Here is a 12,516-nt window from a genome sequence, read left to right on the forward strand (position 1 = left end):
TCTGATAATGGAGATGGTACATTTACACTAACTTTTGATGACGGATCCACTTTCACCACATCGGATTTAACCGGTCCACAAGGTGCTCAGGGAATTCAAGGATTACCCGGAGCCGATGGTGCAGACGGCAACGGTATTGCATCCACCTCTGATAATGGAGATGGTACATTTACACTAACTTTTGATGACGGATCCACTTTCACCACATCGGATTTAACCGGTCCACAAGGTGCTCAGGGAATTCAAGGATTACCCGGAGCCGACGGTGCAGATGGTGCCGACGGAGTCAATGGTGCTGATGGTGCAGACGGCAACGGTATTGCATCCACCTCTGATAATGGCGATGGTACATTTACGATAACTTTTGATGACGGATCCACTTTCACCACATCGGATTTAACCGGTCCACAGGGTGCTCAGGGTATTCAAGGACTACCCGGAGCCGATGGTGTTGATGGTAACGGCATTGCATCGACCTCTGATAATGGAGACGGTACGTTTACACTAACTTTTGATGACGGATCCACTTTCACCACATCCGATTTAACCGGTCCGCAAGGTGCTCAGGGCATTCAAGGATTACCCGGAGCTGACGGTGCAGATGGTGCCGACGGAGTCAATGGTACTGATGGTGCAGACGGTAACGGTATTGCATCCACCTCTGATAATGGAGATGGTACATTTACACTAACTTTTGATGACGGATCCACTTTCACCACATCGGATTTAACCGGTCCACAGGGTGCTCAGGGCATTCAAGGACTACCCGGAGCCGATGGTGCCGACGGAGTCAATGGTACTGATGGTGCTGACGGCAACGGTATTGCATCCACCTCTGATAATGGCGATGGTACATTTACACTAACTTTTGATGACGGATCCACTTTCACCACATCGGATTTAACCGGTCCACAGGGTGCTCAGGGCATTCAAGGACTACCCGGAGCCGATGGTGCAGACGGCAACGGCATTGCATCGACCACAGATAATGGTGACGGTACGTTTACACTAACTTTTGATGACGGATCCACTTTCACCACATCGGATTTAACCGGTCCGCAAGGTGCTCAAGGTATTCAAGGATTACCCGGAGCCGATGGCGCAGACGGCAACGGTATTGCATCCACCTCTGATAATGGAGATGGTACATTTACACTAACTTTTGATGACGGATCCACTTTCACCACATCGGATTTAACCGGTCCACAGGGTGCTCAGGGCATTCAAGGACTACCCGGAGCCGATGGTGTTGATGGTAACGGTATTGCATCCACCTCTGATAATGGAGATGGTACATTTACACTAACTTTTGATGACGGATCCACTTTCACCACATCGGATTTAACCGGTCCACAGGGTGCTCAGGGTATTCAAGGACTACCCGGAGCCGATGGTGTTGATGGTAACGGCATTGCATCGACCACAGATAATGGAGACGGTACATTTACGATAACTTTTGATGACGGATCTACTTTCACCACATCGGATTTAACCGGTCCACAGGGTGCTCAGGGAATTCAAGGATTACCTGGAGCCGATGGTGCAGATGGTACTGATGGTGCAGACGGTAATGGCATTGCATCGACCTCTGATAATGGAGACGGTACATTTACGATAACTTTTGATGACGGATCCACTTTCACCACATCGGATTTAACCGGTCCACAAGGTGCTCAGGGAATTCAAGGATTACCCGGAGCCGACGGTGCAGATGGTGCAGACGGCAACGGTATTGCATCGACCTCTGATAATGGAGACGGTACGTTTACACTAACTTTTGATAACGGATCCACTTTCACTACATCGGATTTAACCGGTCCACAAGGTGCTCAAGGTATTCAAGGATTACCCGGTGCTGACGGAGCCGATGGTGCTGATGGTGCAGACGGCAACGGCATTGCATCGACCACAGATAATGGTGACGGTACGTTTACGATAACTTTTGATGACGGATCCACTTTCACCACATCCGATTTAACCGGTCCACAGGGTGCTCAGGGTATTCAAGGACTACCCGGAGCCGATGGTGCAGATGGTGCTGATGGTGCGGACGGAGCCAATGGTACTGATGGTGCAGACGGTAACGGTATTGCATCCACCTCTGATAATGGAGATGGTACATTTACACTAACTTTTGATGACGGATCCACTTTCACCACATCGGATTTAACCGGTCCGCAAGGTGCTCAGGGCATTCAAGGATTACCCGGAGCTGACGGTGCAGATGGTGCCGACGGAGTCAATGGTACTGATGGTGCAGACGGTAACGGTATTGCATCCACCTCTGATAATGGAGATGGTACATTTACACTAACTTTTGATGACGGATCCACTTTCACCACATCGGATTTAACCGGTCCGCAAGGTGCTCAGGGCATTCAAGGATTACCCGGAGTCAATGGTGCTGATGGTGCAGACGGTAACGGCATTGCATCGACCTCTGATAATGGAGACGGTACATTTACACTAACTTTTGATGACGGATCCACTTTCACAACCTCGGATTTAACCGGTCCGCAAGGTGCTCAGGGCATTCAAGGATTACCCGGAGCCGACGGTGCAGATGGTGCCGACGGAGCCAATGGTACTGATGGTGCTGACGGCAACGGCATTGCATCGACCACAGATAATGGTGACGGTACGTTTACACTAACTTTTGATGACGGATCCACTTTTACCACATCAGACTTAACCGGTCCGCAAGGTGCTCAGGGCATTCAAGGTATTCAAGGACTACCCGGAGCCGATGGTGCAGACGGCAACGGCATTGCATCGACCACAGATAATGGCGACGGTACATTTACGATAACGTTTGACGATGGATCCACCTTTACCACATCGGATTTAACCGGTCCACAGGGTGCTCAGGGCATTCAAGGACTACCCGGAGCCGATGGTGCTGATGGTGCCAATGGTGCTGATGGCGCAGACGGCAACGGTATTGCATCCACCTCTGATAATGGAGATGGTACATTTACACTAACTTTTGATGACGGATCCACTTTCACCACATCGGATTTAACCGGTCCACAGGGTGCTCAGGGAATTCAAGGATTACCTGGAGCCGATGGTGCAGATGGTACTGATGGTGCAGACGGTAATGGCATTGCATCGACCTCTGATAATGGAGACGGTACATTTACACTAACTTTTGATGACGGATCCACCTTTACCACATCGGATTTAACCGGTCCACAGGGTGCTCAGGGCATTCAAGGATTACCCGGAGCCGATGGTGCAGATGGTACTGATGGTGCAGACGGTAATGGCATTGCATCGACCTCTGATAATGGAGACGGTACATTTACACTAACTTTTGATGACGGATCCACCTTTACCACATCGGATTTAACCGGTCCACAAGGTGCTCAAGGAATTCAAGGACTACCCGGAGCCGATGGTGCCGACGGAGCCAATGGTGCTGATGGTGCAGACGGTAACGGTATTGCATCGACCTCTGATAATGGAGACGGTACATTTACACTAACTTTTGATGACGGATCCACTTTCACCACATCGGATTTAACCGGGCCTCAAGGTCCGGCAGGAGATCCGGCAACGGATGATCAAACATTATCAACAATGGGAAATCCGGGTGATATATCAATTTCTGGAGGAAACACCATCACATTAAATGTAAACGATGCCGATTCAAGTGTTACGAATGAAATTCAAACGATAACGTCAAACGATGGCTCCGTAATTATTACACCAAGTGGTATCAATTATGATCTATCGGTCAATGGTACGGAAACTATTGTAACACCAGGTACAGATATTGCGGTAACCGGAGATGGTAGTGCCGGAAATCCCTATGTGATCGCAAATACGCGACCCAATATTTTTTATCCGCCATCTATAGCAATAGACGCTTCTTCCAATGGAGCCTTCACTGTTGATTTGTATGCACAGTATTTAGCTCAGTTTGGAAACCCAACAGTTGGTAGTGCAGGAGCTCCAGCAGCCATTCCAACTTTTGCGGCAACGGATTTGTATTACTACGTTACGTTTGCGGATCCTACGGTATTCAATACAGCAACAATGAGCATTAATGCAAATGGGGTTTTAAGTTATACAATCATCGGTCAGCCAGCGGATTTCAATTCCTTGATCAACGTGGTATTTGTAGTTAAATAATTTAAGGAATTCTAAATTATCCAAAAGGTTTGAAATTAATTCATACATATCGATTTCTACTGTTGTGCTGTTTCAGCTTGTTTTGCACAAGTATAGCTCACGGACAATTTTTGCTACAAGCACCAAATAGCAGTGATGAGCACAATTATAGGTGGTTTGAAGCGTCGGACACAAACACAATCTTAGGAACCGATTTTTTCTACGAAGTAACTGCTCCTGGGGTCTATTTCGCCACATACGACGGTACATTGTGTGGTAAAAATGCGACAACCTATTTTATTGTAACCGACTGTGGCGCCCCAAATAATGAAGTAATTCTAGATATTTCGGCCAACGTTCCAACTTCGGCTTCTGTAAATTGGTCGCCGGCAGTTACGGGAGATCCGTTAAGGCCTATGGTGATAGCCTCTCAGAGTGTTGCAAAGTACACGGCGACGCTCAACAAAGCTGGGAATTTGATAGATTTACCTAGTTTTACTGTGGTTTGTTTACAACAAGCGGCTGACTTGGTGGACGATCTAGTGACCGTAAATGAAGATGAATTTATAGAAATAGCTATTTTTTCTAACGACACAAATCTACCAACTAATGGTACATTAACGGTCACTAATCCGCTTAATGGAACAGTCTCTATCAATACTAATGGCACACCAAATGACCCTACGGATGATGTAGTGACCTATACGCCGAATCCCGATTTTAATGGTGCAGATTCATTTAATTACACTGTTTGCAATGCCTTGGGCGATTGTAGCACAGCATCTGTTGCGATTACCGTTCTTCCTATAGTAGATGCCTTTGATGATGTTGTTACAACAACAGAAAATCAACCGGTGGATATACTGATACTTGCAAATGATAATGATATTCCTACGGTAGGCACTTTATCGGTTACCACACCCTCCAATGGCACTATTCAAATAAACACTAATGGAACGGCAAATAACCCTTCGGACGATTTTATAACCTACACACCCAACTCCAATTTTATTGGTAGCGATACATTTAATTATACGCTTTGCGATAATCAAGGTAATTGTAGTACGGCCTCTATTACCGTTCTGGTAACACCGGCTGGTATTGTAAATTTGGATGCAGACAATGATGGTGTTTTGGATTCTTTTGAAGATTTAAATCTCGATGGCGATAATGATCCATCGACCAATCCAACAGATTCAGACGGTGATGGTATTCCGGATTATTTAGATATTGATAGTGATAATGATGGTATTCCTGATAATGTGGAAGCACAATCCACGCTGGGATATATACCTCCAACTGGTGTAGACCTCAATAGTAATGGGTTAGATGATGCCTACGAGCAAAATGGCAACCTTGGTTTGATACCAGTGGATACCAATGGTGATGGATTGCCCGATTTTGTGGACGAGGATAGCGATAATGATGGGGTGCCGGATTATATTGAAGGGCATGACCATAACCACGATGGTTTCCCGGATGTTGTATTTATTGGTATTGACTCCGATGGTGATGGCTTAGACGATGGGTTTGAAGGATCCGAGCTCATCGATGTTGATGTAAATGATGAAATTGATAATCCGTTTAGTGATCTTCCCAATACCGATCAAGATAATGAATCGGATTACCGTGACGATGATGATGATGATGATGGGATAGCTACCGCTGATGAAGATACTAATGGCGATGGAAATTGGACCAACGATGATTTTGACGGTGATGGGATCCCAAATTATTTGGATTCTGACTTAATTGCCACCGCAGAGGACATAGAGGTCTTTAATGTAGTTACACCCAATGGAGATGGTATACATGATGTACTTACAATTCGTGGTTTGGAAAACTTCCCGGATAACACAGTAAAGATATTTAATCGATGGGGCGTTCTCGTATTTACCACAAAAGCCTATAACACCCAAGGCAACGTATTTGACGGCACGTCAAATGGTAGAGTCACCGTAGACAAGGACAATAAGCTTCCTGTGGGCACCTATTTCTATATTTTAGACTATAAGGATACTGTAGGGAATTCTAAATCGCTTACCGGATACATATATATAAACAGATAAAAAGAATGATCAGTAAGACTCTCTATAAACGTAATGCCATGAAGCTTAGGTCTTTTGTTTTTATGTTGTGCTGTTTTTGTTTTGTGGGTGTTTTTGGGCAACAAGACGCTCAATACACGCAATATATGTACAATACCGTTAGCGTAAATCCGGCTTATGCGGGTTCTAGAGGACACATGAGTATTGCTGCCCTCTACCGATCGCAATGGGCGGGTTTGGATGGTGCTCCAGAGACACAAACGTTAAATGTGCATACCCCGATAGGCTATAGAGGTGTCGGGCTAGGCGTTTCCATTGTAAACGATCAAATAGGCCCCACTTCGGAAACGAACTTCGATGTAGATTTCTCGTATACCATAATGACATCTTATGAAGGAAAGTTAAGCTTTGGACTCAAGGCAAGTGCAAACCTCTTGGATGTACGGTTTTCAGATCTTAATCAGGACTTGTCTAATCCAGGTGGCCCTGATCCTACGCTACAGCAAAATATAGACAATAGACTCTCACCGAACATAGGAGCGGGTGTATATTACCACACAGATAAGTTTTATGTAGGGCTTTCTGCCCCAAGAATTTTGGAAACTACGCATTTTGAATCTTCATCGCTTTCCACAGCAAAGGAACAAATTAACCTCTATTTTATGTCGGGGTATGTATTTGATGTAAATCCCTTTCTAAAATTTAAGCCTGCGTTACTCACAAAAGTGGTACAAGGCGCACCATTGCAAGTAGATGTCTCCGCAAATTTCTTAATGAACGAAAAGTTTGTACTAGGTGCTGCCTATCGCTGGGATGCAGCGGTGAGCGGTTTGGCAGGTTTTTATTTAGACGATGGATTTTTTATTGGTTTGGCATACGACAAAGAAACTACAGATCTTGGTAGTGCCCGTTTTAATGATGGTTCGTTTGAGATTATTGTTAGGTATGATTTTATAAAAGCCCTAGGCAATATCCGGTCGCCGAGATTCTTCTAATACGCTATCATTTTTTACGATTTTACTTTTCGGATTATCTTTTATGATGGGTTTAACCTATAAATGAGACAAAGGTTTTTATTTTTGCACCATGAAAGAGGAGAACGTTATATTGGTAAACGAACAAGATATCCAAATAGGGATTATGCCTAAAATGGAAGCGCATGAAAAAGCAGTCTTGCATCGGGCTTTTTCTGTTTTTGTACAAAACGCTCAAGGCGAGATTATGTTACAGCAGCGGGCAGCACATAAATACCATTCGCCCCTGTTGTGGACCAATACCTGTTGCAGCCACCAGCGCGAAGGTGAGTCCAATTTGGAAGCCGGGAAAAGACGGCTGCGTGAAGAAATGGGTTTTTCGGTAGATTTAAAGGAACTTTTTTCGTTTATTTACAAGGCACCTTTTGATAATGGATTGACAGAACACGAATTTGATCACGTTATGATTGGCTATTATAACGGTCTGCCAAAAATAAACCCGGATGAAGTGGCCTCTTGGAAATGGATGAAGCCGGAAGGCATTAAAAAAGATATTAGCCAACATCCGGAAAACTACACGGCTTGGTTTAAAATTATTTTCGATAAATTTTACAATCACATATTTCAAAAAAAAGATGGGTACGCAGGTTAAAATAAGTAGAAAGGCACATTTTAATGCAGCGCACCGTTTGTACCGAAAGGATTGGGACGATGCAAAAAACGAGCTTGTTTTTGGAAAATGCAGTAATCCTAACTTTCATGGACATAATTACGAATTAATTGTAAGTGTATTAGGAGAAATTGATTCAGAAACGGGTTTTGTGATGGATATGAAAGTGCTTAAAGATCTTATAAGTGATGAAGTAGAAACACATCTAGATCATAAAAATCTTAATCTGGAAGTTCCGGAATTTGCAAATCTCAATCCCACGGCCGAAAACATTGCTGTTGTTATTTACAACAGACTCCGACCGCATATTGATGCTAAAAAGATGCTTGAAATTACCCTTTACGAGACCCCAAGAAATTTTGTAACTTTTTCCGGATAACCCATGGGTGTACAAATAGGTGATAAAGTCCCGGAATTTTCCCTCTTAGATCAACATGGCCAATGGTTTTCAATCGGGTCAATTTTGGGTAAAAAACCCTTTGTTCTTTTCTTTTACCCAAAAGATAACACCCCAGGCTGCACCAAAGAAGCTTGTGACTTTAGGGATGGGTATGACGATTTTAAGGGCTTAGGTGCCGAGGTTATTGGTATTAGTGCAGATACCCACCAAACGCATAGTGGTTTTGCTAAAAAACACAGGCTTCCATTTTTGTTGCTGTCCGATAGACAAAATAAAGTTCGAAAATTGTTTGGCGTAAAACCTTCTTTTTTGGGCTTACTTCCCGGAAGAGAAACCTATGTGGTAGACAAAGCAGGGACTATCATTATGATTTATAACAGCATAAATGCGCTACAGCACAGGAATAGTGCCTTGCATGCCTTAAAAGCACTTTAGCTCAATAACGCAATAGCCTATAAGATAAGACTCAACTATAATAGGTAATAGGAATTGAGTTCTTCAATCTAAAGATTCCCCAACCCTTGGGTGGGGGTTTCCTATTTACCTCTCCTTTGGAGAGGTCGGAACTGCCTTTTTGCAGTTCCGGGTGAGGTAAAATACAAAATTTCGGATTTTGGCCCAAAGGCCAAAATGAAACTGGCGAAATACCCCTATGGCTTGCCTCGGGGATAGTCAGTTTCAAGAAATTTTTTATAAAGGTGAGGTTTTCGTATGAGGTTTTAAAAAATTAAAAGTAAAAAGGATGACATTGTACCCATTAAAATTTAAGCCCATTTTAAAAGAAAGGCTCTGGGGAGGCAGCAAACTTAAAACCGTGTTACAGAAAGCCATTACGACTGATATAACTGGCGAAAGTTGGGAGCTTTCCGGAGTAGAGGGCGATGTTTCAATAGTGTCTAACGGCGCATGGGCTGGAACATCTTTAACGGAACTAATTGCCCAATATGGCGCCGAATTATTAGGAAAATCTGTGATCGAGCGTTTTGGTTCAGAATTTCCTATTCTAATTAAATTTATAGACGCCCAACAGGATCTTTCTATTCAAGTACATCCCAATGATAGCCTAGCCCAGAAACGCCATAAATCTTTTGGTAAAACCGAAATGTGGTACATAATGGATGCCGAAGAAGACAGTAGCCTCATTGTGGGTTTTAACAAAACCGTTTCAAAAGAAACGTACAGGACTAGTTTAAAAAATAATACGTTAACCCAACTTTTGCATTATGAAAAGGTAAAAGAAGGCGATACCTTTTTTATTAATACCGGAAAAATTCATGCCATTGGTGCGGGAATTTTATTGGCAGAAATTCAACAAACTTCAGATATTACGTATAGGGTTTTCGATTTTAACCGAAAGGATAAGGACGGAAATCTGAGAGAATTACACACAGATTTAGCACTAGATGCTATTGATTTTGAGTATAAAAATGATTTTAAGATAGGTTATGAGGAAACAAAGGATAGACCAACTACGTTGGTATCCTGTCCCTATTTTATCACAAATTTTATTCACATATCTCAAGATATGAGGTTAGACGTTTCGAAAAGAGATTCGTTTACCATTTATATGTGTGTTGCGGGTAAGGTGCATATTGGAGACGGGGAACATGAAGTTCAAATAAAAAAAGGAGAAACGGTATTGATACCCGCTATAACGCAAACAATTTTTCTTAAAGCGGACAGTGCTAAACTTTTGGAGGTTACTGTATAAAAAAGTGTACTTTTGCAAAAAAAACAATAGTAAAATGGCAAGTATTAGAAATTTAAAGAAGGATATCAATTTCGTATTAGGCGATATTATTGAAGCAGTCTATTTTTTTGAAGCATCAACATCTCAAAGAAATACCAAGGAGGGCAATGAAATTATAGATGGCGCCATTGAAACTTTCGACGGATTAATCGCTAAAGTAAACCAAAAAGATTTAGAGAACAGAAAAGCGCATTTAAAAAATGTAAAGATAGAATTAGAAGAAAAAGCAACCGCACTGCTAGAAAAATTAAATAAATTGGGTTAATTCTTAATTAACAAACCGTAATAGCATCCCTAATCGGATGCTTTTTTTATTTCATGCGGGTAGTACATTGCCAAAATCCAAACACATAAAAGCCGGTGCTCCCACCGGCTTTAAACTAACTAACTCAAAAACCAACTTTTATGAATCAAAACTATGTTATAAAGATAAATTCATTTTAATGGATTTGTGGTTAAAGAATACATAGAATTTTGTTAAGTTTTATTCAATGGAAGGGTAAAAAGGGATTGTGGAGATAAGCGAAAAAGTAAACAAGATGGAATATCGTAAATCACTGTAAATGTGTGTAATAAATATATTAATTGATGTTAAAAAGAAGCAATTAAAAAAGTGTTTAACCATGTTTAACTTTAAATTAACTTAATTTTCTTGGTTAGCACTATCATAATTTTATCTTATCGGATTAAATCAATAGAAATAATGAACTTGGTACACGTAAAACGAAGTACGAAATTAGAAAAACGATATACTCAAAAAATGGGCATCTTATGGACCAAAGTAACCTACATTAAAAAATGTGTTTTGGGTATACCAATCAAAACGCTACACAAGTACAGAGCTACCTACTATGGCGTCGTTAAAGATTGCGAAGCATGCGAACTTTCCAAATAACTACAATTTCAATGTTTTCTTGTTGTTAATTTTAAAAACATTATACTAATTTTTATCATTTATATATGAAAGTACTTGTCATAGGTGCCGGCAATATGGGGCTCACCTACGCCGAAGCAATGTCCAAATCTCGGCTTTTACGTAAGAGGAACATTATGGTGTTGGATACCTCTGAAGAAAAACGAAATGAAATAGATCAAATCACGCATTTTGATGCCCACGAACATTTAAACGATTGTGTACCTCAGGCCGATATTATTTTTGTAGCGGTAAAACCCTATCATGCCATAGACTTGTTTAAAACCATGCGCACTTTGGTAAATTCACAACAAATTTTAATTTCTATTATGGCAGGGGTTACCATAAACACTATAATGGAAGCTACGGGACTTACTAAAGTCGTACGAGCCATGCCTAATTTACCGGCTAAAGTAGGCATGGGACTTACTTCTTATTTTGCTTCTCCAGCAGTTTCGCACATAGAATTGTTAACAGTAGAAAGTTTATTGGAAACTACAGGGAAAGCCATACTCGTAAGCAATGAGAACTACATAGACGCCTCTACAGGAATTTCTGGTAGCGGCCCGGCCTATGTGTTCTATTTTATGCAAAGTATGATGGAAGCAGCATCGCAAATGGGATTTTCGGAGAACGTTTCCAGAGTGTTAGTGAGCCAAACGTTTACAGGAGCCGTGGAGTTGTTTAATCAATCAGACCTATCACCAAATTCTTGGATGAATAAAGTAGCTTCTAAAGGAGGAACTACACGTGCAGCGCTAGACTCAATGGAAGATAACAATGTAAAAGAGTTAATAAAAGAAGCGGCTTACGCTGCATTTAGTAAGGCGGTAGCGTTAGGTAAAGATAGGTAATATGGATACTAAAAAGGTTATAGTTGTAAAGGTTGGCACCAATGTGATGACCAACAAAGACAATAGAATTGTAAGACCTGTCTTAAGGCGATTGGTAAAACAAATTGCGGAGTTATATGAGCAAGATATTTTAACTGTCTTAGTTTCTTCGGGATCCGTTATTGCCGGACGAGAGGTCATTGGAAAATCTAAGATTAAAGATAAAACCAAACGGAGACAAGTATACTCTGCCGTTGGACAACCCCGCATGATGCGACTTTATTACAATATTTTTCATGATTATGGGATGAAATGTGCTCAAGTGCTACCTACCAAAGGCGATTTTGATCCCGGTGTGCACCGAGAAAATATGATTAATTGTTATGAAGGCTTATTGTCAGAAGGTATTATACCAATCGTAAACGAAGATGATGCTGTGTCTGTTACTATGTCTATGTTCTCAGATAATGATGAGCTGGCCAGTTTGGTTGCCCAACTTTTAAAAGCAGACAGACTTATTATATTATCGGATATAGATGGACTGTATTCCGGGCATCCGGATGCAAAAGGCAGCTATGTAATCTCAGACGTGGGGGTGCATGAAAATATGGACCAATATATTACCTCATCTAACAAAGGCGAGGCAGAAGGACGCGGTGGCATGAGCTCTAAATTAGATTTTGCCAAACAGGCAGCGTCCAAAAATATACCTACCTATATTGCTAATGGTAATTTAGAGAATGTTATTATTGATATAATGAACGGTGAAAAGATAGGTACCAAGGTATCGCTTCACGAAAAAAACAACTAAA

Annotated in this window: 11 protein-coding genes; all 11 read left to right on the forward strand. The window is 41.8% G+C overall.

Annotated elements, in window-relative coordinates; genetic code table 11:
- On the forward strand, window positions 1-4,137 hold a 4,137-nt coding region (locus tag U1E44_RS15545), incomplete at its 5' end, for a beta strand repeat-containing protein (RefSeq protein ID WP_322932031.1).
- A gap of 29 nt (window positions 4,138-4,166) precedes the next feature.
- Window positions 4,167-6,185 carry an Ig-like domain-containing protein gene (locus U1E44_RS15550; protein WP_416242066.1) on the forward strand — a complete coding sequence of 673 codons (2,019 nt, stop codon included), beginning with the start codon at window positions 4,167-4,169 and terminating at the stop codon, window positions 6,183-6,185.
- 38 nt (window positions 6,186-6,223) lie between these two features.
- Window positions 6,224-7,159 carry a PorP/SprF family type IX secretion system membrane protein gene (locus U1E44_RS15555; RefSeq protein WP_323673918.1) on the forward strand — a complete coding sequence of 312 codons (936 nt, stop codon included), beginning with the start codon at window positions 6,224-6,226 and terminating at the stop codon, window positions 7,157-7,159.
- Between the two features lie 91 nt (window positions 7,160-7,250).
- Complete coding sequence (gene idi, locus U1E44_RS15560) at window positions 7,251-7,790, forward strand: isopentenyl-diphosphate Delta-isomerase (protein WP_322932034.1); 540 nt, start codon at window positions 7,251-7,253, stop codon at window positions 7,788-7,790.
- Window positions 7,774-8,187 carry a 6-pyruvoyl trahydropterin synthase family protein gene (locus U1E44_RS15565; RefSeq protein WP_322932035.1) on the forward strand — a complete coding sequence of 138 codons (414 nt, stop codon included), beginning with the start codon at window positions 7,774-7,776 and terminating at the stop codon, window positions 8,185-8,187. The genes idi and U1E44_RS15565 overlap by 17 nt, the downstream gene beginning before the upstream one ends.
- Before the next feature lie 3 nt (window positions 8,188-8,190).
- On the forward strand, window positions 8,191-8,643 hold the full coding sequence (locus U1E44_RS15570) for a peroxiredoxin (RefSeq protein WP_322932036.1): 453 nt from the start codon (window positions 8,191-8,193) through the stop codon (window positions 8,641-8,643).
- Window positions 8,644-8,950: 307 nt separating this feature from the next.
- Window positions 8,951-9,919, forward strand: a complete 969-nt coding sequence (locus U1E44_RS15575; protein WP_322932037.1) for a type I phosphomannose isomerase catalytic subunit — start codon at window positions 8,951-8,953, stop codon at window positions 9,917-9,919.
- A gap of 34 nt (window positions 9,920-9,953) precedes the next feature.
- On the forward strand, window positions 9,954-10,223 hold the full coding sequence (locus U1E44_RS15580; protein ID WP_322932038.1) for a hypothetical protein: 270 nt from the start codon (window positions 9,954-9,956) through the stop codon (window positions 10,221-10,223).
- A 438-nt stretch (window positions 10,224-10,661) separates the two neighbouring features.
- A complete protein-coding gene (locus U1E44_RS15585) occupies window positions 10,662-10,853 on the forward strand; it encodes a hypothetical protein (RefSeq protein WP_322932039.1) in 192 nt (63 codons plus the stop codon).
- A 65-nt stretch (window positions 10,854-10,918) separates the two neighbouring features.
- On the forward strand, window positions 10,919-11,725 hold the full coding sequence (proC, locus tag U1E44_RS15590; protein WP_322932040.1) for a pyrroline-5-carboxylate reductase: 807 nt from the start codon (window positions 10,919-10,921) through the stop codon (window positions 11,723-11,725).
- Window position 11,726: 1 nt separating this feature from the next.
- Window positions 11,727-12,515: a glutamate 5-kinase gene (gene proB / locus U1E44_RS15595; protein ID WP_322932041.1), complete on the forward strand. Its 789-nt coding sequence runs from the start codon at window positions 11,727-11,729 to the stop codon at window positions 12,513-12,515.
- Window position 12,516 lies beyond the last annotated feature (1 nt).

This window comes from Aurantibrevibacter litoralis, assembly GCF_034651555.1.
Taxonomy (GTDB): Bacteria; Bacteroidota; Bacteroidia; order Flavobacteriales; family Flavobacteriaceae; genus Aurantibrevibacter; species Aurantibrevibacter litoralis.